Below are 21,176 nucleotides of genomic sequence, written 5' to 3' on the forward strand. Positions count from 1 at the left end.
CCAGCCGCAAGGAGATCGGCCGTGAACAAGCCGACTGAGCCCAATTCTTTCCGTACCGGACCCGACGAGCAGGGCATGTTCGGCATTTTCGGCGGACGGTTCGTTGCCGAAACGCTGATGCCGCTGATCCTCGAACTGCAGCGTCACTGGGACGAGGCCAAGAACGATCCGGCCTTCAAGGCGGAGCTGAACGACCTGTCGACCCATTATGCCGGGCGGCCCTCCAAGCTCTATTATGCAGAAGGCCTGACCCGGCATTTGGGCGGCGCGAAAATCTACTTCAAGCGCGAAGACCTCAACCACACCGGCTCGCACAAGATCAACAATTGCCTCGGCCAGATCCTGCTTGCCAAGCGCATGGGCAAGACCCGCATCATCGCCGAAACCGGCGCCGGCCAGCATGGCGTCGCATCGGCGACGGTCGCTGCACGCTTCGGCTTCCCGTGCTTCGTCTACATGGGCGCCACCGACGTCGAGCGGCAGAAGCCCAACGTCTTCCGGATGAAGCTGCTCGGCGCCGAGGTTCGACCCGTCAACGCCGGGCACGGCACGCTCAAGGACGCCATGAACGAGGCGCTGCGCGACTGGGTCACCAACGTGCACGACACCTATTACCTGATCGGCACGGCCGCCGGCCCGCACCCCTATCCCGAACTGGTCCGCGACTTCCAGTCGGTGATCGGCACCGAGGCGCGCGCCCAGATACTCGAGCAGGAGGGACGCCTGCCCGACGTGATCGTGGCCGCCGTCGGCGGCGGCTCGAATGCGATTGGCCTGTTCCACCCCTTCCTTGACGACCGCAGCGTCAAGATCGTCGGCATCGAAGCCGGCGGCCGCGGGCTCGACGGCATCGAGCACTGTGCCTCGATGAATGCCGGCAGCCCCGGCGTGCTGCACGGCAACCGCACCTATCTGTTGCAGAACGCCGACGGCCAGATCCTCGACGGTCATTCGATCTCGGCAGGCCTCGACTACCCCGGCGTCGGCCCCGAACATAGCTGGCTACGCGACACCGGCCGCGTCGAATACGTGCCGATCCTCGACGACGAGGCGCTGGACGCGTTCCAGCTCACCACCAAGGTGGAAGGCATCATCCCGGCGCTGGAATCGGCCCATGCCATCGCGCATGCCGTCAAGGTCGCGCCGACCATGGGCAAGGACAAGGTGATGATCGTCAACCTGTCAGGCCGCGGCGACAAGGACGTGCATACGGTCGCACAAATGCTGGGCATGGAGATCTGATCATGACGACCCGCATCGACCGCCGCATGGCGAAGCTCAAGGCCGAAGGCTGTCCCGCACTCGTCACCTATTTCATGGGCGGCGACCCGGACTACGAGACGTCGCTGTCGATCATGAGGGCGCTGCCCAAGGCCGGCAGCGACATCATCGAGCTTGGCATGCCGTTTTCCGACCCGATGGCCGACGGCCCGGCGATCCAGGCCGCCGGCCTGCGCGCGCTGAAGGCCGGCCAGACGCTGGGCAAGACGCTTCAGATGGCGCGCGAGTTCCGCAAGGACGACAACGAAACGCCGATCGTCATGATGGGCTACTACAACCCGATCTACATCTACGGTGTCGACCGCTTTCTCGAGGATGCAATCGCCTCCGGCATCGACGGGCTGATCGTCGTCGACCTGCCGCCGGAGATGGATGCCGAACTGTGCATCCCCGCACTCAAGGCCGGCATCAACTTCATCCGCCTGGCGACCCCGACGACCGACGACAAGCGCCTGCCCAAGGTGCTCGAGAACACGTCCGGCTTCGTCTACTACGTGTCGATGACCGGCATCACCGGTTCGGCGCTGGCCGACACGAGCAAGGTGGCCGAAGCGGTGCAGCGCATCAAGGCCCATACCGACCTGCCGGTCTGCGTCGGCTTCGGCGTCAAGACCGCCGAGCAGGCGAAGACCATCGGCGCATCGGCCGACGGCGTGGTCGTCGGTACCGCGATCGTCAATGCGGTTGCCAATGTCATCGGGCCGAAGGGCGAGAAAACCGCCGATCCGGCCGAGGCTGTCGCGACGCTGGTCAACGGCTTGTCCCAGGGCATTCGTGCTGCACGCCTTGCTACCGCCCAATAAATACCCCATGTCCCCGGGACGAAGAGGACCGCTGTCATGAACTGGATTACCAACTACGTCCGCCCCAAGATCAACTCGATGCTGGGCCGCCGGGAAATACCCGACAATCTCTGGATCAAGGATCCCGAGAGCGGCGAGATGGTGTTCCACAAGGACCTTGAAGAGAACCAGTATGTGATCCCGTCGTCGGGCCATCACATGAAGATCTCGGCCAAGGAACGGCTGCGCTTCTTCTTCGACGACGGCCGATACGACCCGATCGACAATCCGAAAGTCGTCACCGACCCGCTGAAGTTCCGCGACGAGAAACGCTATGTCGACCGCCTGAAGGATGCCAAGGCCAAGACCGGCATGGAAGACGCGATCCTGTCGGGATCCGGCAAGATCGAGGGCCTTCCCGTCGTCGTCACCGTGCAGGACTTCGCCTTCATGGGCGGTTCGCTCGGCATGGCGGCGGGCGACGCGATCATCCGCGCCTTCGAGGTCGCACTGGAGAAGAAGCGCCCGCTGATCCTGTTTGCCGCCTCGGGCGGCGCGCGCATGCAGGAAGGCATTTTGTCCTTGATGCAGCTCCCCAGGACGACGGTGGCGGTCGACCGGCTCAAGGAAGCTGGCCTGCCCTATATCGTGGTGCTGACCAACCCGACGACCGGCGGCGTGACCGCGTCCTATGCGATGCTGGGCGACGTTCACATTGCAGAACCCGGTGCGCTGATCGGCTTCGCCGGCCCGCGCGTCATCGAGCAGACGATCCGCGAGAAGCTGCCCGAAGGCTTCCAGCGCTCGGAATACCTGATGGACCACGGCATGGTCGACATGGTGGTGTCGCGGCTTGAGCTCAAGTCGACGATCGCCAGCCTGCTCAAGATCCTGACCAAGGCGCCGGTCGCGGCCAAGGCCACCGAGGCCGAGATCCTGCCGCCTGTCGTGCCGGTTCCGGAACGACGCCCGCAGGCCTGACCACACAGACACGGCCCTTGGCCCCGGGGGATTTGCCATGACCACGCTCGAAGCCGATCTCGAAATCGAGCGCCTTTTGGCGCTGCATCCGAAGGGTTTCGACCTTTCGCTCGACCGTATCACGCGGCTGCTCGAACGCCTCGGCAATCCGCAGGACCACATGCCGCCGGTGATCCATATCGCCGGCACCAACGGCAAGGGCTCGACCGCCGCGTTTTCACGCGCGCTGCTCGAGGCCTCCGGCCGGCTGGTCCATGTCCACACCTCGCCGCATCTGGTGAACTGGCACGAGCGCTATCGCCTCGCCGCACCCGGCGGCGGCAAGCTTGTCGCCGACGACGTGCTGGCCGATGCGGTCCGGCGCGTCGGCGAAGCCAATCGCGGCGAGAAGATCACCGTCTTCGAGATCCTCACCGCCGTCACCTTCGTCCTGTTTTCCGAACATCCGGCCGACGTCTGCATCATTGAGGTAGGGCTCGGCGGGCGCTTCGACGCGACCAACGTCATCAAGCGGCCGGCGTGCTCGGTCATCATGCCGGTGTCTATGGATCACGAGGCCTATCTCGGCGACAAGGTCGAGCTGATCGCCGCCGAAAAGGCCGGCATCATCAAGCGCGGCTGCCCGGTCGTCATCGGCGCCCAGGAAACCGAAGCGGCACAGCAGGTGCTGATCGACACCGCCGAGCGGCTGAACTGCCCGCTCGAGGTCTACGGCCAGGACTTCGTCGCCTTCGAGGAAAACGGCCGCATGGTCTACCAGGACGAGAGCGGGCTGATGGACCTTTCGCCGCCACGGCTGCCGGGGCGCCACCAGTTTGCCAACGCCGCTGCGGCCATTGCCGCGGTCAAGGCAGCAGGCTTCCCCCTCACCGAACGTGCCATCGACAAGGCGATGACGTCGGTGGCGTGGCCGGGGCGGATGCAACGCATGCCACAGGGCGCGCTGACCGAGCTGGCTCCGAAAGGAGCTGAAGTCTGGATCGACGGCGGCCACAATCCCGGCGCCGGCACCGTGATCGCCGAAGCGCTTGCCGAGCAGGAAGAGAAGTCCCCGCGGCCGCTTTTCCTGATCTCCGGCATGATCAACACCAAGGACCAGGCCGGCTATTTCCGTCCGTTCCACGGCATGGCGCGCCATGTCTACACCGTGCCGGTGACGATGAGCGAAAGCGGCGTGCCCAATGAGGAACTGGCGGTGCGTGCTACCGAAGCCGGGCTTTCGGCCGAACCGGTGAGCTCGGTCGCCAACGCGCTGATGCTGTTGCGCGATACCTGGAACGAGAACGAGCCGGCGCCACGCATCCTGATCGGCGGCTCGCTCTATCTCGTCGGCGAGGTGTTGGCCGCGAACGGCACGCCGCCGACCTGAGCCATCGACTGACCAACAAAAAAAGCCCGGCAGTGCCGGGCTTTTTTGTATCCAGACTGGCTCGGCTCAGACGTTGCCGGCGATCCAGTGCGAAAGGGCGGTCTTGGGGGCGGCGCCAACCTTGATGTCGGCCACTTCGCCATCCTTGAAGATCATCAGCGTCGGGATCGAGCGCACGCCGAACTGGGCGGCGATCTCGGGATTCTCGTCGATGTTGACCTTGGTGATCTTCACCTTGCCGGCGAGCTCGTTGGAAATCTCTTCCAGCGACGGACCGATCATCTTGCAGGGACCGCACCATTCGGCCCAGAAATCGACCACGACGGGCTCCTTGGCCTCGAGCACGCCGGTCTTGAAATTGCTGTTGTCGATCTTGACGGTGGCCATGATGCCGATCCTCTTGCGGTTAGCTGTCGCGCCATATGTGGTAGTGCGCGGACCCTTGGTCAAGCACCCGTTGTGTCACGCTTGGGTGAGTCGAACAAGGGCGGCGTCCATGGCAGCAGGGGGCAACGGGATCAGCCGCGGCGCCTCGGTGAACAGCAAGGCGGCCGAAACGGCCTTGCCGGGATAGAGCGGCTGGAGCAGCGCCCGGTAGAGCGCAAGCTGCACGACATAGGCATGGGGTACTTCGTCGAGCGAGGCCGGCGGCGAGGCGTTGGTCTTGTAGTCGACGATCAAGACCTCGTCATCGGTGACCGCCAGCCGGTCGATCTTGCCTGACACCGAGCGTGGCTTTCCACGCACATCGAGACTGCCCATGACCGCCACTTCGGCACGCGAGGCGGGTGCAAACAGCAGTTCGAAATCATGGTCCTCGAGAACGGAGAACACCGAGGCGAGAGCGGAGCTTCGCTGCACTTCGTCCCAGTCCCTGCCGGCACGGGCGAGATAGCGTTCGGCGGCCTGGCGCCGCTCCGAAGGATCGAGACGCGGCAGCATCTGCAGCAGCCGGTGCAGCGCCGAGCCGCGGGCAATGGCAAAGGCAGGCTCGCTATCGGCATCCAGCACCGGCGAGCGGCCCGAGATGACAGGCTCCTCGATTTCCTCGATCAGCGCGGAAGCACCCGACGGCGACAGCGGCCGCGGCAGGTCCTCCAGGGGTGGCGGCCGGTCGAACAGGCTGCCCGGCAGCGGCGCCGGGGCGGCCAACCCGGCTGCCTCGCGCTCAGGCGCTATTTCTGGCGCACCCGACAAGGGCGTTACGCGGAAACGATGGACCTTGAGATCGGCGACGACGGGATGGTCGCGCAGTTCGCTCTCGGGTGCGGCCGAAAGTGCCCGCGAGACGATCGAATGCCAGGTGTTGCCGCCCGGCGCGCGCTTGCCATGATAGCCGCAGACGATGAGGCGATCCTCGGCGCGGGTCATGCCGACATAGAGCAGGCGGCGATACTCGTCGTCGGCCAGTTCGCGGGCGGTCAAGGCAGCACCCTTGGAGAAGGCGTTGGCGACATCGGCGCCGGCGCGCCAGAGGTAACCCTTGCCGTGCCAGTGCCTGGCCTTCGGCAGGAACGGCATGAGCCGTGGCAGGTGCTGGTCACTGAACGGCGCCGAGCCGCTGTCGACGAGGAACACCACAGTCGCCTCCAGCCCCTTGGCGGCGTGCGCCGTCATGATGCGGACCTCGTCGCGGGTCTGGTCCATCTCGCGCTTGATCTCGGGGCCGGCGTTTTCCAGCGTCGACAGGAAGGCTTCGAGCCCGGGCAGGCCGGTGCGCTCTTCCGCCAGGCAGAAGTTGAGGAACTCGTCGAGAATGTCGCCGGCTTCCTGGCCGAGGCGCGAGATCATCTTCTTGCGCACGCCGTCGCGATCGCGGCCGCCCGAGAGAACGCCTGAATAGAACTCGAAGACCGGCCGGAACGCGGCTTCGTTGGCCCAGACATCGAGCTGTTCGGCGACCGATTTCAGCACCGCATCCGTTTCGGCCGCAGTGCGCAGCGAGGCAACCAGCGAACGGCTGCCGGGGCGGCCCGAAGCGAGCGCAAACAGCGCCTCCTCGGAGAAGCCAAAGATGGGGCTGCGCAGCACGGCGGCGAGGGACAGATCGTCCTCGGGCTGGATGAGGAAACGGCCGAGCGCAATCAGATCCTTGACCGCGATGTGGCCGGGCAGGCTGAGCCGGTCGGCACCGGCGACGGGGATGTCGCGGCGCTTGAGGGCGCGGGAGAGCGCATGGACGAAGCGGTCGCGCTTGCGCACCAGCACCATGACGTCGCCGGCGCGCAGCCGCTTGCCGGTGCCTTCGACGATCTCGCCGTCGTCGAGCCATTTGCGGATCGTCGCCGCCACCTGCTCGGCCACCACCACGGCGGGCGCGTGGGCATGGTCGATGGGCTTGCGCCAGTCGTCAGGCTCGTCGACCACATCGGTGCCGACAGAAGGCCAGACCTCGACATAGCCGGGGGCGCCGGCGCGGATGGCCTTGTGGCTCGGCGGCGCCGGCGCGCGGGTGACGCCGCGACGCACAGTCGGATCCTCGAACACGCGGTCGACGGCTGACAGCACGTCGTCGGTGGAACGGAACGACCAGGTCAGCGTGACATCCTCGAAGCGTGCCTCGGCGGCCCGGATACGGGTGGCGAATTCGTGCTTCGAATCGTCGAAGGATTCGGGTGCCGCGCCCTGGAACGAGTAGATCGACTGCTTCTCGTCGCCGACGGCGAAAACAGTGCGGTGGACATGGTCGCGCGCGCCGGAGCCGGCGAAGAATTCCTCGGCCAGGCGCTTCACCACCTCCCACTGGTCGGGGCTGGTGTCCTGGGCCTCGTCAAGCAGGATATGGTCGATGCCCTTGTCGAGCTTGTACTGGACCCAGGGTCCGGCATCGGGGCGGGCGAGCAGGTTGACCGTGCGGGTGATGAGGTCGTTGAAGTCGAGGAAGCCACGGCCCGTCTTCAGCCGCTCGTAGCGGGCGATCAGCCAGTCGGCGATGGTGAGTGCGGCGCGCGTCGCCTCCAGCATGCGGAAATGGGCGAGTCGGTCGGAGGCGTGCATGATCGCATCCGAAGTCGCCTGGTAACGCTCGGGCAGGTCGGGCAGACGGTCGAGCAGCGCCTTCTTGAAGGCGCTCTGCGTGTAGGGATCGCCATCGGCCTTGAGAAAGCCATCGGCCAGAAGAGCGAGACGCCGGATCGGGTCGGGCTCGGCATAGGCCAGCCTGGCATGGGGCAGGATGTTGTTGAGCACGCTGCGCGCGTCGGTGGCGTCGGCCGCCGCGGCAAAGGCGTTGAAGAAGGCGGGCTCGAAGCCGGGCAGCGGCCAGATCGAGCTGGCTATGGCTTCGGCGCTGTCGCCCTGTGCAAAGCCGAACTCTTCGTAGAGCGCTCCGAACGGCCTGGCAAAATCCATGATCTGGCCGATGAAGGCGCGCAGGCCGTCGCGCTTGGCGACGATCTCGGAAAGCAGCGCATCGAGGCCGGCCTCGCCGCCGCGTTCCAGCACCATGGCGAAGGCTTCGGCGAGTTCGGGATTGGCCGCGCCGCCCGTCACCATCTCGCGCCGCGCGGTGGCGAACAGCGTCGCCTCCATCTGCGGATCGAGCATCTCGAAATGGGCGGCGATGTTGGCCTCGAGCGGGAACTGGTGCAGCACCGACTCGCAGAAGGCGTGGATGGTCTGGATCTTGAGGCCGCCCGGCGTTTCCAGCGCCTCGGCGAAGAGGCGGCGCGCCCGGCGCAGCATGGCCCGGTCAGGCCGCGCGCCGTCGAGGGCGGTGATGCGCTCGGCCAGCTCTACGTCGGGCAGCATGGTCCACTCGGACAGATTGGCGAAGACGCGGTTCGACATGTTGGCGGCGGCGGCGCGCGTATAGGTCAAACACAGGATCTTCGACGGGTCTGTGCCGCGCAGCAGCAGCCGCATGACGCGCTGCGACAGCACGTGGGTCTTGCCCGAGCCGGCATTGGCCGACACCCAGACGGAGTTGCCGGGATCGGAGGCGCGCGCCTGGCGATCTGCCGTTTCCTGGGGAACGAAGAACTTCTTCTTCATTCTTCGCCCTCCGAGCCGCCGTCGCCGCCAGCCGACCATTCGAGGACACGGGCGAGATGGTCGTAGTCGCCGTCGGTTTCGCCCTCGCGGAAGGGCAGTGCGCGCGAGAGATAGCCGGTGGCGGGATCGTCGTAATGCTGGAGCAGCTGCTCCAGCCGCGTCCAGGCCTCTTCCGAAAGCTCCGCCGCCGACTTGGGCTTGCGGTTGTGTTCGAGGATCGATTCCTCGAACACCTCGCCATTGGGCTTCAGACGGACGAAGGCGAGCTGCGACGGTTCGCGCTTGCCGAGTTCGCGGAAGGCGCCACGCCGAAGCAGGGCGCCTTCGAGCGCCAGCTGCGGCGCGATCAGTGTGTGGGCCTGCGCCTTGGACGGCGACGAGCCGGTCTTGTAGTCGATGATGTCGGCCATGCCGCCGGCGAGCAGGTCGATGCGGTCGGCGCGGCCGGACAGCGTGACGCCGGTCCGGCCGACCTCGGTGGCGGAAGCACTTTCTTCAGCATGGCGGCTGGCGACGGCGGCCGCGCGGCTGCGCTCCCATTCGAGGATGCCTTCGGCCATGCGCTCGAAGCGCGGCCACCAGACCGCCTCGACATCGGCGGGCAAGGCAGCCTCGGCAAAGCAGTGGCGACCGGCGGCGATGAGCACGTCGAGCGCCTGCGGTGCGCGCGGATCGCCCACCGTTGCCGAAAACAGGTGCAAGATGTCATGGAACAGCGTGCCGCGCTCGGCGGCACCGGGATCGCGAACCAGCGGGTCGACCGGCATCAGCCTCAGGATGCGGCGCGCATAGACCGCATAGGGATCACGGCGCAGCGTCTCGATCTCGGTGACCGAGAAGCGGCGCGGCCGCACCGCGACGGGCGGCTTGGGGTCCGGGCGGGCGGCGAAGTCGGTCTTCTCGCCGGCGTCGAGCTGGCGCGCCCAGCCGAGCAGCGTAGCACCACGCTTGCGCAGCACGGCGGCGTGGTCGGGGCCGACATAGGTCAGCAGGCGCTGCAGCCAGCGCGACGGCACTGCAGGTGCATCGCCCGAGCGGGCCGAGCGCGACAGCACCACGTTCCTGGCGCCCATCGCCATCTGGAAATCGTGGGCGGCGAGGCCGATGCGGCGCTCCGGCGGTTCGAGATCGATGCCCGTCTTCATGACGCGTGACATGAAGCGGTCGGCCTCGGCCTTGCGCGGCCAGCTGCCCTCGTTGAGCGCGCCGATGACCAGCGTGTCGACCGTCTGCAGGCGCGCCTCGAGCGCACCCCAGATCGAGATGGCCCGGTCGGCACCTTGCGACGGCTTGACCGCGTCGGGGGCGACGAGCGCGTCGAGCACGTCTGGCCATTCGGCTACGGCGAAGCTGAAGCTCGCCTGGGCCGAGACCAGCCCGCGCAGCGATTCCGCCAGCTTGGCGCCGGCATCGCCGTCATAGAGGGTTGCCAGTCCGCCAAGCTCGTCTCGGCCGAGATTTTCGAACGCCTCGACGGTGGCGCGCACGACCATGCCGAGCTCGATGGCCTCGTCGCCACGAAGGGCGGCGAGCGGCGCAACTGCGGCGACCAGCCTGACCGCAACGTCGCGCGCCTCCTCGATGCGCCGGGCGTTGATGCGGTCGAACCAGAAAGGCTTGCGCGACGCATCGCCGATGCCGGTGAGGCGCGCGTCGAAATCTTCGGCGAGCCGGGCGACATCGGGTCGGCCGACGCCGCCACGCAGCACCACCAGCTCGATGGTCTCGGCGGCCCGCCTGACGACGTGGCGCTCTAGCCCGAGCCGCAGCAGCGGGTGCTTGAGCAGCGACAGCACGGCGACGGGATCGCCGGGGCGGATGGCCGCCTCGACCATGGTACGCAACAGGGCGGCCGGCGGGGTGTTGGCCAGCGGCACGCCGCCGGAATCGTCGGCTTGGATGCCGAAGCGACGCAGTTCGGCGGCAACGCGGCGAGCGAGGTTGCGGTCGGAAGTGACGAGGGCGGCGCGATGGCCTTCCTGTGCGACCGCCTCGCGCAACGCGATGGCAATCGCCGCAGCCTCGTCGCGCTCGTGGGCTGCTTCGAGCAGAGTGACCCCGGCGAGTGCGTCGGCGATTTCGGCATCGCTGACGCTGCCGCGCTTTTCGGCCCAGGCGTCGGTGGTTTCGGCCGGGCGCAGCGCTTCGCCGACGATTGCAGCGCGGCGCACCAGCGCCGGCGACGGGACACCCAGTTCTTCGACGTCGCGGCGCAGGATGCCGATCTTACCGATCAGCTTGGCCAGGCCGTATTGCGGGTGGCCGAGCACCGAAGCGCGGAGGTCGGGCGCGGTGATCGCATCGTAGGCGACCTCGTCGAGCGCGGCATCGAGCCCCGGAAGCACGACGGCACCGCGCGGCAGGCGCGCAATCGCCGCCAAAAGCTCGGCGGTGGCCGGAATCGAGCCTGTGGAACCGGCGGCGATGACCGGACCTGCCGGCGGGTTGCGCCTGAGGCGCTCGGCCTCGAGCCGGATCAGGGCGCTGCGGTGGGCGGCGGGGTTGGACTGGTCGCGCTCGGCGAGCAGGTCGGGCCAGACCGAAGTGACGATGGACAGGAAATCGAGCGTGACCTGCCACCAGCCGGAGAGTTCGCCCGAGACAAGGCCGGCGAGCTTGGCCCAGTCGGAACCTTCGGTCTCGATCTCGTCCATCAGGCCAGAGAGATCGCGCGCCAGCCAGATAGCGTCGGCGGCGGAAGCCGGCACCACAACCTCCTCCTCGAACAGGGCGGCGACATGGGCGGGCAGGCGGCGCTTCCAGGCGCGCACCAGCGGCGCGAGCGTCAGCAGGCGGTCAATGGACGAAATCGGCGGTGCCAGGTCGAGCGCGGCTCCGCCCTCGGCCTCGAAGGCAGCCTCGTCCTCGTCGAACTCGCCAAGCGGCTTGATGACAGGCAGGATGGCCGAGCGGCCGCCGGCGGCGTCGACGAAGACCCCACGCAACGCCCGCGCGGCACGGCGCGTCGGCACGTAGATGGTGACGTCGGCCAGTGCCAGCGGGTCGCCGTCGAAGCGGAAGTCGGGGATCAGGGTGCCGTCGAGCAGGGATGCCGCCAGCGTCGGCAGGAAGGGAGCGCCGGGCGGGATGGAAAGGACGCGTGGCGACGCGCGGCCGCTCATTGCGCTCCCGCCAATGCCCTTTTCACCACGGCTTCGGCGGGCGCGATGGCATCGGGGGTGCCGACCGTGATCCAGCTGCCCTGCATCTGCATGCCGAACAGGCGCCCGGCCGATATCGCCTGGTCGAAATAGCGGTTGAGCGAGGCTGGGGTGGCGGTCGCGCCTTCAAAGATGCGGGGATGGATGATGGCAGCACCGGCATAGATCAGCCCCTCGGGCGCACCCTTGGCACGGCTCAGCCGGCCGTCGGACGCGACGAGGAAATCGGTGCCGCCGGAATGGCCGGTCGCCTGAGGGAGAGCCGCGAGCATGATCAGAATATCCATGCGCGCATCGTCCCAGGCAAGGGCGAGGCGGGCAAGGTTAGGCGCGCCCTCATCAATCCAGAAGGTGTCGGCATTGACGATGTAGAACGGAGCTGTGCCCAGCTCGGGCAGCGCCTTGACGATTCCGCCGGCGGAATCCAGCAGGCCGTCGTGTTCGTCGGAGATGAGCACATGCGGCTGCTTGCGGTTCGCGACATGCGCGACGATTTGGTCGGGCAGATAGTGGACGTTGACCACGGCCCGTTCGACGCCTGCTACAGCCAGGCTGTCGAGGCCCCAGTCGAGCAGGGTCTTGCCAGATATCTCCACCAGCGGTTTCGGCATCGTCTCGGTGATCGGCCGCATGCGCTTGCCGAGACCGGCTGCGAGAACCATGGCGACTGACGGGATCTTCGCTCCACTCACGTGTCAAATTCCTCGAGCAGGCGGTTGTCGCGGTAGAAGTCGCGCAGTTCGGCCAATGCCGGATGCGCCAGCGCCCGGTGAAGATAGTCGCGGATGCGCGGCAGGTGCCTGAGATATTGCGGCTTGCCGTCGCGGCGGTCGAGGCGGACAAAGATGCCGAGGATCTTCGAATTCCGCTGCGCCGCCATGATGGCATAGGACTCGCGGAAGGCGGCCTCATCGAAGCTGCCGGCGGCGTGGCGGGCGGCGACATAGGCGTTGACCGTGTCGTGCTCGATCCCGGGTGACACGGTGACGCGCGCGTCCATGGCGAGCGAGGCGACGTCATAGGCGACCGGGCCGATCAGCGCGTCCTGGAAGTCGACGATGCCGAGCCTGTCGAAACCCTTCTTGTCTGCGCGCCAGATGATGTTGGGCGAGTGGTAGTCGCGCAGCACCAGCCCGTACTGCTTGTCGGCGAGGCGGTCGAAGACGGCGTTCCAGGCGGCATGATAGCCGTCGCGCAGCGTGTCGGATGCGGGCGCTCCGGTGACGGCCGGCACATACCAGTCGACCAGCAGGTCGACCTCGATCATCATCGCATCGCGGTCAAAGGGAGGAACCTGGTGAACGACGCCGGGCGCAGCTTCGAGCCGGGCGTCCCAGTGTTTCCCGTGAATCATCGCCAGCAGTTCAGCCGCCGCGGCATAGCGCTCGGCGATGGGCTTGCCCTCGGGGTCGAGGAAAGCACCGGTGCCGAGATGTTCGAGCAGCAGAAAGCCCTGGTCGAGATCCTGTGCGACGATGCCGGGCACGGTGACGCCGCCCGCTGCAAGCGCCCGGTCGATGGCGACGAAGGCAGCAACCGTCTGCGCGGTGTGCGCGATCTCGGCATAGGGCTTGCCGTCGCGGACGGGTGGACCGAGTACCAGCCTTGGCGAGTTCATCAGCACCAGTGATGCCCGGCCTTCCGGGCTGACGGTTTCGTAGCCCCGCGCCGAGGCGTCGCCGGTGAAGCGGGCGCGGCGCGCCTCGCCAAAATCGGCTGAGATGAGGAAATCTCGCATGGCGAGCGATCGGGCGACGCGGTCGAAGGCCGGGCCATCGCCCGAGATGATGATGCGGCGGCCATCGCCCTCGTGCTCGATAGCGAGCCGCAGGCTGGCAGCGGTCATCGCGTCGGCGGCGCGCTCCGGCCACTCCACCAGAGCCACACCCGAGGCGACGGCTTCATCGAAGCCGAGTTCCTGGAGCTCCTCGGAAGAAGACAGACGGTAGAGGTCGAAATGATGGACGGGGACAGGCGTGTCGTAGCTCTGGACCAGGGTGAAGGTCGGGCTCGGCACTTCATGCCAGGGATCACCCGCCAGCGCCCGGATCAGGCCACGCGCCAGCGTCGACTTGCCAGCGCCGAGGTCGCCGTCGAGCAGCAACACGTCGCCCGGCTTGACCGCCATGGCAAGATCTTCGCCCAGCCGCGTGGTTGCGGCCTCGTCGGGCAAGAATCGCTCCAGCGATCTGGCCGCCATGAAGCCTACTCCGCCGCCACCCGCACGCCGGCTGGCGCATCGGGGAACAGGCAGACGACCGTGGTGCCACGGTCCTTGCCGCTGTCGATGCGGACGGTGCCGCCATGCAGCTCGACGAAGCTTTTGACGATGGACAGGCCAAGGCCGGCACCACGCTTGCGGCCGCCGTTGACGCGGGATTCGAAGCGCTGGAACATCGTGTCGAGAACCTCCGACGGCATGCCCGGTCCGTCGTCATGGACGGAGAATTCCACGCCCTCGGCGCGCTGGCGGCAGGCCAGCGTGATGGTGCTCGCGGACGGCGCGTAGTTCACCGCATTGCTGAGCAGGTTGTAGAGGATCTGGCGCACGCGCGTCTCGTCGCCATTGAAGCTCTTCGGCGCGCTGGCGGTATCTATGGCGAGGCTGATCGAGTGCTCTTCCAGGCGGTCGGCGATAAGTTCGGCGGCAGCCTCGATGGCGCGGTCGATACGCACCTCGGCGATTTCGAGCTGCATGATGCCGGCATCGACGGTTGCGAGATCGAGGATGTCATTGACGATGGTCAAAAGCACGCCCGAGGACGAACCGATGTGCTCGACATATTCGCGCTGGCGCTGTGACAGCGGGCCGGTACCGGGCAGCGACAAAAGCTCGGTGAAGCCGATGATGTTGGTCAGCGGCGAGCGCAGCTCATACGAAACGTGCTGGACGAACTCGTTCTTGATCTGGTCGGCACGCTGAAGCGCCTCGTTCTTGTCCTTGAGCGCGCGCTCCATGTTGACGCCGTCGGTGACGTCGACAAAGGTCAGCATCACCTGGCCGTTGGGCAGGTGGATTACGGCGTGCTGGAGCACCGAACCGTTCTTGAGTTCGGTCTGGCCATGGCGGTCGCTACGCTCGTCGAAGCCGGTGACGGCGGCGACGAAATCGGCCCATGGGCTCTCTTCGGCACGCATGTCGCATTCAGCGCGGATCGCCGAAATATGCGTGCTCTGCCGGAGGGCCTCGGGCGACACACCCCAGAGCTGGCCGAAGGCCGGATTGAACAGGCGGATGCGGCCGTCGGGGCCGAAAACGACGACGCCTTCGGCGAGATTGTCGAGGGTTTCACCCTGGACACGCACCGCCGTGGTGTAGCGGCTTTCGAGGTCGATCTTCTCGGTCAGGTTTTCGAACACCCAGGTGACGCCGCCCTTGGGCTGGGGATTGGCGACGACGCGGATGGTGCGGCCGTCGGGCAGATGCCAAAGATGCTCCTGCGGCTCGACGGCGCGATATGCGCCGAGCAGGCTCTCCTTCCAGCGCCGCCATTCCGGCTGCTCCGGCAGCTTGCGTTCGCTGCGCAGGCGGTCGAGCAAAAGCGCATTGTCGGGTGCGCTGGAGAGATAGCCGGCGTCGAGTTCCCAGAGCTTCTGGAAAGCATTGTTGTGGAAACGCAGCTTCTGGCTGGCGTCGAAAGTGGCAACGGCGGTCGCCACCTGGTCGAGCGTGTCGGCGTGGCTGCGCACGACCCGGCTGTACTCTTCGCGGATGGCATCGGCCGCGCTCATGTCGGTGGCGATGCCGGCCGAACCTTCCCTGCCGACAACGTCGGTCACGGCGAACATGCGACGGTCGCCGTCGATGACGGTCGACAGTGTCTGCTGGAATACGGGACGCGACAGGTGCTGCTGGACGATCGCTTCGCGCGATTGCGTGCCCAGGAACTCCTTGCCGTCGCGGATGGCTGCGGCGGAATCGGCTGCTTCGACGGCCCTGGCGAAGGCCTTGTTGACCCATTTCAGCCGGCCATCGGAATCGCGCATCCAGAACGGCATGTCGACGGCGTCCATCAGGCCGACAAGCGTTTCGTATTCGGCGCTGAGGCGCTGGTTGTCGAGCGTCAGCCGCGCCTGGCCGCGCTGGGCCTCGGAGATCGAGACAAAGCGGACGATGACGTGGGCGCCGCTCTTGCGGCCGTGGACTTCGAGGACCGCACCGGCATGGGTCTCCGCCACCAGTTCGAAGGCAGTGCCTTTGTCACGCAACGCGGCAATGGCATTTTCGAGCGCTGCGGCCGAACGCGGCATCAGCCAGCGACCGAAACCGAGGAAGGCGGCGCGCTCGTCCGGCGCGCCTGTTTCGATCGGCAGCGAACCGATCAGCTCCGGCTTCTTGTTCTCGTTGGCCCAGATGATGACGCGCTGGTCGCGCAGGTTGAGCAGGGCCTCCGAACGCTGCAGCGATGCATTGAGGTCGGCGACGCGGCCGCGCAGCTCGACGTTCTCGGCGGCGATGCGTACCTTCTCGCGGATCAGCGCAATGGCGGAAATGAGCGCCGCTCCCATGACGCCGACGAGCACGGCGAGTTGGATGACTTCGGCCGTGCTGACGGGCAGGCCGACGGCGGCGGCCTGCTGGGCATGGGCATATCCGAAAGGCGTGCAGAGCGCCGTGGCGCCAAGCATGACTGCGGCAGAACGGCTGCCGAGCCGGCGCACGGCCTGCCACATACCGCCTGGAAGGGGCATCTGCGAATCCTGTCGGCCGCCGGAAACGGCCTGTCCCGCTGAAAGCGGGTATTCCCCCGGCATGTGTTGTTCCTCTCCGCCGCCTGACTGCAAGACCGCCTTGAAGCGCCCCAAAAAGTTCCGCCGAGAACGGGCGCGTGGCGAATCACGCCACAATAGCCGTTAGGCGAATCGCCGTGAAGAAGGCGTTCGCGCAAAAAAGAAACCGGGCGAAAGTCAATCGCCCGGCTTCAATATGTTGTATGTATTTGCGCTATGGTTAATAGCGGTAGTGTTCCGGCTTGAACGGCCCCTTCGGCGTCACGCCGATATAGCTGGCCTGTTCATCGGACAGGGTGGTCAGCTTGGCGCCGAGCTTGTCGAGGTGCAGGCGGGCGACCTTCTCGTCGAGGTGCTTGGGCAGCACGTAGACTTCGTTCTTGTACTGGCCGGGCTTGGTGAAAAGCTCGATCTGGGCAAGCGTCTGGTTGGTGAAAGACGCCGACATGACGAAGCTCGGGTGGCCGGTCGCATTGCCGAGGTTGAGCAGGCGGCCTTCCGACAGCAGCAGCATGCGCTTGCCATCCGGGAAGCTGATCATGTCGACCTGCGGCTTGACGTTGGTCCACTTGAGGTTGCGCAGGGCCGCGACCTGGATCTCGTTGTCGAAGTGGCCGATGTTGCCGACGATGACCATGTCCTTCATCAGGCGCATGTGGTCGAGGGTGATGACGTCCTTGTTGCCGGTCGTGGTGATGACGATGTCGGCGGTGGGAGCCGCATCTTCCAGCGTGACGACCTCGAAGCCGTCCATAGCAGCCTGGAGCGCGCAGATCGGGTCGACCTCGGTGACCTTGACGCGGGCGCCGGCGCCCTGGAGCGAAGCTGCCGAGCCCTTGCCGACGTCGCCGTAACCGCAGACGACGGCGACCTTGCCGGCCATCATGACGTCGGTGCCGCGGCGGATGCCGTCGACCAGCGATTCCTTGCAGCCGTACTTGTTATCGAACTTCGACTTGGTGACGCTGTCGTTGACGTTGATCGCCGGGAAGGGCAGCAAGCCCTTCTTCTGCAGCTGGTAGAGGCGGTTGACGCCGGTCGTGGTCTCTTCGGTGACGCCGCGGATGGCAGCCTTGTGCTTGGCGAAGAAGCCCGGCGTTTCAGCCATGCGCTTCTTGATCTGGGCGAACAGGATCTCTTCCTCTTCGCTGCCCGGGTTGGACAGTACGTCCTCGCCGGCCTCGGCGCGGGCGCCGATCAGGATGTACATGGTGGCGTCGCCGCCATCATCGAGGATCATGTTGGTGGCGCCGCCATCGGTCCACTGGAAGATCTGGTCGGTGTACTGCCAGTATTCCTCGAGCGTCTCGCCCTTGACGGCGAAGACCGGGATGCCGGCTTCGGCGATGGCGGCCGCGGCATGATCCTGGGTCGAGAAGATGTTGCACGACGCCCAGCGGATGTCGGCGCCGAGTTCCTTCAGCGTCTCGATCAGCACCGCGGTCTGGATGGTCATGTGCAGCGAGCCGGAAATGCGCGCGCCCTTGAGCGGCTTTGCTTCACCGAACTCCTCGCGGCAGGCCATCAGGCCCGGCATTTCGGTTTCGGCGATCTCGATTTCCTTGCGACCCCAGCCGGCGAGCGAAATGTCGGCGACCAGATAATCCTTGCTACCCGTCATGGCTTGCTCCGATTCCTGTTTGCTTCGCGCCGCCGCGGGAGGGCTGCGAGGGCGCGCGAAAGATCGGCCTGACTACCAGATCAGGCCGTTATCGACAATGGGACATAAAGAAATCTTTATTCGTGCATGTCGCACAAGACTCAGTCCGGCGATCAGGACTCCTCGCCGAAGCGCGCCGCGACCAGTGTCGCAAGCGCATCCATCGCTTCGACGGCCTCGGGGCCGCTCGCGGTAACGCGGATGGTGCAACCGGGGCTGGCGGCGAGCATCATCAGGCCCATGATCGACGTGCCGCCTACGGAAATGCCGTCCTTCTCTACGCTGACATTGGCCTGGAACTCGCCGGCAATCTGGACAAACTTGGCCGAGGCGCGGGCATGCAGGCCACGCTGATTGACTATGGTGAGATCGCGGACGATGTGGCCCTTCTCGGGCGAGTAGGGCATGCCGCTCATTTGCCGCTCAACACCTGACTAGCAACGTTGATATATTTGCGGCCAGCAGCCTGTGCCTCGTCGAGCGCGGCGGCCATGTTGTCGGCCTTGCGTACGCTCGTCAGCTTGATGAGCATCGGCAGGTTCATGCCGGCGATGACTTCGACCCGGCCGGCTTCCATCACCGAGATGGCGAGGTTGGACGGCGTGCCGCCGAACATATCGGTGAGCACGACCACACCATTGCCGGTGTCGGCGCTGGCGACGGCGTCGATGATGTCGCTGCGACGCTGCGCCATGTCATCGTCTGCTCCGATCGAAACAGTCTCGAAATTGTCCTGCGGTCCGACGACATGTTCCACGGCATGGCGGAACTCTTCGGCCAGCTGACCGTGCGTCACAAGCACGAGTCCGATCATTCTGATTTGGCTCCCGTCATGGCCTCTTCACAGCCGCGCAGTACTCTTGCCGCCTTCGCGGAGGGCGGGAGCGCTATCTTGTCGACGGCGAAGGCGTTTACAAGCCCCAATCTGCTGCTCGCCACGCCATTTTGACGCAATGCAGCAAAAATAATGTGCAGCTTCAGGCGAAGAGGGTGATGCCGAGTCGGACCAGAATTGTGGGGATGGCTGCGGCAATTTCACGTTCTGCGAGCAACAATCGCTGCGTCATGCAACCAAGAATCAGTTCACTGTCCTGTCCGGGCAGCCGTTCCACCTCGCTTGCCGGAACAAGCCTGACCAGCAGGTCGACCGCAGCCGCCGCCTCATGTTCGACCGGAACCGGCCCGACGCCGCGGACCTCTGCCAGGCCGGCAATGACTGCCGGCGCATGGCACAAAAGCCTGCCGTGGTGCACCGACAGGAAGACCTGGTCGTCGGAAACCAGCCGGGCGAACCGGCCTGCGGCGCGAAATTTCTCGACGAGGGCCAGGGCAAGAGCCGTCTTGCCCGACCCGGACAGCCCTGCAACCAGTACACAGCGATCGCCGAGAACAATCGCCGTGGCATGCATGTTGGCTGGCGCCACGGATCAGCTTTCGGCCGGCAGGGCAACGACGAAGCGCGCGCCCTTGAGTTCGCCAGGCTTGGTGCCGGCGATGTTTTCGGCGCTCAGCGTGCCGCCATGGGCCTCGACGATCTGGCGGCTGATCGACAGGCCGAGGCCGGAATTCTGGCCGAAGGCTTCGCCCGCCGGACGGTCGGTATAGAAACGCTCGAAGATGCGGTCGATGTTTTCGGCGCGGATGCCGGGGCCGTTGTCCTCGACCGTGATGACATTGAACTTGCCGACGCGCGCCAGCGAAATGGCAATGTGGCCATGGTCGTCGGGCACGAAGGAGCGGGCATTCTCTATCAGATTGGTGATGACCTGGCCGATGCGCAGGTCGTGGCCGACCACGTTGTAGTTCTTCGCCCCAGCCGGCAGCTTCGCAACGGTGAATGCGATCTCGACCGCCTTCTTGTGGCGGCTGGCCTCGCGCGACACCGAAACCAGATCGCCGATGAACTTCTTGAGATCCACCTTGCCGGCGTCCTCGCGCGCGAGCTCGGCATCGAGACGGGATGCGTCCGAAATATCGGTGATCAGCCGGTCGAGGCGCTTCACGTCGTGCTGGATGACCTCCATCAGCCGTTCGCGCGAGCTCTCGTTCCTGGCAAGCGGCAAAGTCTCGACTGCGCTGCGCAGCGAGGTCAGCGGGTTCTTGAGTTCGTGGCTGACGTCGGCGGCAAAACTCTCGATCGCCTCGATACGGGCGTAGAGCGCCTTGGTCATGTCGCGCACGGCAACCGACAGGTTGCCGATCTCGTCCTGGCGGTCCGAGAAATCGGGAATTTCCTCGCGGCTCTTGCCGCCACGACGGACGCGGTTGGCGGCAGCCGACAACCGACGCAGCGGGTTGGCGATCGTCGACGCCAGCAGCATCGAAAGGATGGCCGTGACCAATGCAGCGACACCGAACACGCGCAGGATGGCCTTCTGTTCGGCGGCGACGATCTTGTCGATGTCGCCACCTTCGGTCGACAGCATCAGCACGCCGAGCACGGCACGGAAGCGCTGGATGGGGACGGCGACCGACACGATCTGCTCGCCCTGTTCGCTGACCCGGACGATCGGCGCCGGGCGGCCGGTCAATGCCTGCACGACCTCGGGGAAGGCCGCGCCATTGCCACCGGGCTGTTCCTTGTAGACCGGAAGCGCGCTGTCGCGGAAAAAGTCGAAGACGAACTTCTGCGCCCGCTCGAAGACGGTCGGCTCGTCTTCCTCGACCGGCGGAAGGTCGTAGCGCAGGATCTGGCCGCGCGAATAGAGATGCCGCGAATCGAGCAGCAGATTGGCGTCGCGGTCGTAGATACGGGCGCGCGTCCTTGTCGGCGAGATCAGCCGGCGCAGGACCGGCGCCACGCGCTCCGGATTGATCGGAAAATCAAGGCTGTCGAGCTGGTCGGAGCCGGGGCCAAGCGTCTCGCCGGCCTGCAGCTCGAGCAGCTTCTCGGGGTCGATGCTGATCGAATCCGTCTCGACGGTTGCCGAGGCGGCAATGGCGCCGGCAATGATCTCGCCCTGCGTCATCAGGCTTTCGACACGGGCGCCGATCAGGCCGTCGCGAAAGGTGTTGAGATACAGGATGCCGGCGACCAGTACCGCCAACCCGGCAAGGTTGAGGAACAGAATGCGGCGCGTCAGGCTGGAGAAGAAATAGTGGCCGAGGAACCGGCTCAGCCGGATCCTCGAGCGGTCGAGCAACAGCGACAGGCGACCGCGCGACCGCTTCGTGGCGGCCGCGGGTTTCCTGATCTCTGCTTCCATCGCCATGTGATC

At 66.1% G+C, this 21,176-nt stretch carries 15 protein-coding genes; 4 read left to right on the top strand and 11 right to left on the bottom strand.

From position 1 onward, the window contains the following. Positions 1-21: 21 nt before the first annotated feature. From trpB to GGQ99_RS15960, 4 genes are read left to right on the top strand one after another with little or no spacing between them, the layout of a single operon-like run. On the top strand, positions 22-1,242 hold the full coding sequence (trpB, locus tag GGQ99_RS15945; RefSeq protein WP_183263297.1) for a tryptophan synthase subunit beta: 1,221 nt from the start codon (positions 22-24) through the stop codon (positions 1,240-1,242). 2 nt (positions 1,243-1,244) lie between these two features. Further along, positions 1,245-2,084, top strand: a complete 840-nt coding sequence (trpA, locus tag GGQ99_RS15950) for a tryptophan synthase subunit alpha (protein WP_183263298.1) — start codon at positions 1,245-1,247, stop codon at positions 2,082-2,084. A gap of 36 nt (positions 2,085-2,120) precedes the next feature. Continuing rightward, on the top strand, positions 2,121-3,044 hold the full coding sequence (gene accD, locus GGQ99_RS15955; protein WP_183263299.1) for an acetyl-CoA carboxylase, carboxyltransferase subunit beta: 924 nt from the start codon (positions 2,121-2,123) through the stop codon (positions 3,042-3,044). A gap of 37 nt (positions 3,045-3,081) precedes the next feature. Then, on the top strand, positions 3,082-4,413 hold the full coding sequence (locus tag GGQ99_RS15960; RefSeq protein WP_108606124.1) for a bifunctional folylpolyglutamate synthase/dihydrofolate synthase: 1,332 nt from the start codon (positions 3,082-3,084) through the stop codon (positions 4,411-4,413). Positions 4,414-4,479: 66 nt separating this feature from the next. Here the strand turns inward: GGQ99_RS15960 and trxA are convergent, their stop codons facing one another. The 11 genes from trxA to GGQ99_RS16015 form a co-directional block, all read right to left on the bottom strand. After that, positions 4,480-4,800 carry a thioredoxin gene (gene trxA, locus GGQ99_RS15965; protein WP_108606125.1) on the bottom strand — a complete coding sequence of 107 codons (321 nt, stop codon included), beginning with the start codon at positions 4,798-4,800 and terminating at the stop codon, positions 4,480-4,482. 75 nt (positions 4,801-4,875) lie between these two features. Next, positions 4,876-8,406, bottom strand: coding sequence for a double-strand break repair helicase AddA (gene addA, locus GGQ99_RS15970; protein WP_183263300.1), 3,531 nt, complete (start codon positions 8,404-8,406; stop codon positions 4,876-4,878). Next, a complete protein-coding gene (gene addB / locus GGQ99_RS15975) occupies positions 8,403-11,528 on the bottom strand; it encodes a double-strand break repair protein AddB (protein ID WP_183263301.1) in 3,126 nt (1,041 codons plus the stop codon). The genes addA and addB overlap by 4 nt, the downstream gene beginning before the upstream one ends. Further along, on the bottom strand, positions 11,525-12,229 hold the full coding sequence (locus GGQ99_RS15980; RefSeq protein WP_183263485.1) for a nucleotidyltransferase family protein: 705 nt from the start codon (positions 12,227-12,229) through the stop codon (positions 11,525-11,527). The genes addB and GGQ99_RS15980 overlap by 4 nt, the downstream gene beginning before the upstream one ends. 26 nt (positions 12,230-12,255) lie before the next feature. Further along, positions 12,256-13,767: a tRNA (adenosine(37)-N6)-threonylcarbamoyltransferase complex ATPase subunit type 1 TsaE gene (gene tsaE, locus GGQ99_RS15985; protein WP_183263302.1), complete on the bottom strand. Its 1,512-nt coding sequence runs from the start codon at positions 13,765-13,767 to the stop codon at positions 12,256-12,258. A 5-nt stretch (positions 13,768-13,772) separates the two neighbouring features. Next, positions 13,773-16,322: a sensor histidine kinase gene (locus tag GGQ99_RS15990; protein ID WP_183263303.1), complete on the bottom strand. Its 2,550-nt coding sequence runs from the start codon at positions 16,320-16,322 to the stop codon at positions 13,773-13,775. A 196-nt stretch (positions 16,323-16,518) separates the two neighbouring features. After that, entirely contained in the window at positions 16,519-17,919 is a 1,401-nt protein-coding gene (ahcY, locus tag GGQ99_RS15995) for an adenosylhomocysteinase (protein WP_108606131.1), read from the bottom strand. A gap of 152 nt (positions 17,920-18,071) precedes the next feature. After that, on the bottom strand, positions 18,072-18,374 hold the full coding sequence (locus GGQ99_RS16000; protein WP_108606132.1) for an HPr family phosphocarrier protein: 303 nt from the start codon (positions 18,372-18,374) through the stop codon (positions 18,072-18,074). Beyond that, positions 18,371-18,772, bottom strand: coding sequence for a PTS sugar transporter subunit IIA (locus tag GGQ99_RS16005; protein ID WP_055981908.1), 402 nt, complete (start codon positions 18,770-18,772; stop codon positions 18,371-18,373). The genes GGQ99_RS16000 and GGQ99_RS16005 overlap by 4 nt, the downstream gene beginning before the upstream one ends. Before the next feature lie 163 nt (positions 18,773-18,935). Then, positions 18,936-19,367 carry an HPr kinase/phosphorylase gene (locus GGQ99_RS16010; protein WP_183263304.1) on the bottom strand — a complete coding sequence of 144 codons (432 nt, stop codon included), beginning with the start codon at positions 19,365-19,367 and terminating at the stop codon, positions 18,936-18,938. An 18-nt stretch (positions 19,368-19,385) separates the two neighbouring features. Beyond that, positions 19,386-21,170, bottom strand: a complete 1,785-nt coding sequence (locus GGQ99_RS16015) for a sensor histidine kinase (protein WP_183263305.1) — start codon at positions 21,168-21,170, stop codon at positions 19,386-19,388. Positions 21,171-21,176 lie beyond the last annotated feature (6 nt).

It is taken from the genome of Aminobacter niigataensis (assembly GCF_014200015.1).
Classification (GTDB): Bacteria; Pseudomonadota; Alphaproteobacteria; order Rhizobiales; family Rhizobiaceae; genus Aminobacter; species Aminobacter niigataensis.

What these genes read in the sequence shown, in the direction of transcription:
- trpA (WP_183263298.1), top strand. Translation starts at nt 1,245, where the DNA reads ATGACGACCCGCATCGACCGCCGCATGGCGAAGCTCAAGGCCGAAGGC.
- GGQ99_RS16010 (WP_183263304.1), bottom strand. Translation starts at nt 19,367, where the DNA reads ATGCATGCCACGGCGATTGTTCTCGGCGATCGCTGTGTACTGGTTGCA.
- GGQ99_RS15990 (WP_183263303.1), bottom strand. Translation starts at nt 16,322, where the DNA reads ATGCCGGGGGAATACCCGCTTTCAGCGGGACAGGCCGTTTCCGGCGGC.
- GGQ99_RS15980 (WP_183263485.1), bottom strand. Translation starts at nt 12,229, where the DNA reads ATGGTTCTCGCAGCCGGTCTCGGCAAGCGCATGCGGCCGATCACCGAG.
- addA (WP_183263300.1), bottom strand. Translation starts at nt 8,406, where the DNA reads ATGAAGAAGAAGTTCTTCGTTCCCCAGGAAACGGCAGATCGCCAGGCG.
- GGQ99_RS16000 (WP_108606132.1), bottom strand. Translation starts at nt 18,374, where the DNA reads ATGAGCGGCATGCCCTACTCGCCCGAGAAGGGCCACATCGTCCGCGAT.
- GGQ99_RS16015 (WP_183263305.1), bottom strand. Translation starts at nt 21,170, where the DNA reads ATGGCGATGGAAGCAGAGATCAGGAAACCCGCGGCCGCCACGAAGCGG.
- ahcY (WP_108606131.1), bottom strand. Translation starts at nt 17,919, where the DNA reads ATGACGGGTAGCAAGGATTATCTGGTCGCCGACATTTCGCTCGCCGGC.
- GGQ99_RS16005 (WP_055981908.1), bottom strand. Translation starts at nt 18,772, where the DNA reads ATGATCGGACTCGTGCTTGTGACGCACGGTCAGCTGGCCGAAGAGTTC.
- tsaE (WP_183263302.1), bottom strand. Translation starts at nt 13,767, where the DNA reads ATGGCGGCCAGATCGCTGGAGCGATTCTTGCCCGACGAGGCCGCAACC.
- trxA (WP_108606125.1), bottom strand. Translation starts at nt 4,800, where the DNA reads ATGGCCACCGTCAAGATCGACAACAGCAATTTCAAGACCGGCGTGCTC.
- addB (WP_183263301.1), bottom strand. Translation starts at nt 11,528, where the DNA reads ATGAGCGGCCGCGCGTCGCCACGCGTCCTTTCCATCCCGCCCGGCGCT.
- accD (WP_183263299.1), top strand. Translation starts at nt 2,121, where the DNA reads ATGAACTGGATTACCAACTACGTCCGCCCCAAGATCAACTCGATGCTG.
- GGQ99_RS15960 (WP_108606124.1), top strand. Translation starts at nt 3,082, where the DNA reads ATGACCACGCTCGAAGCCGATCTCGAAATCGAGCGCCTTTTGGCGCTG.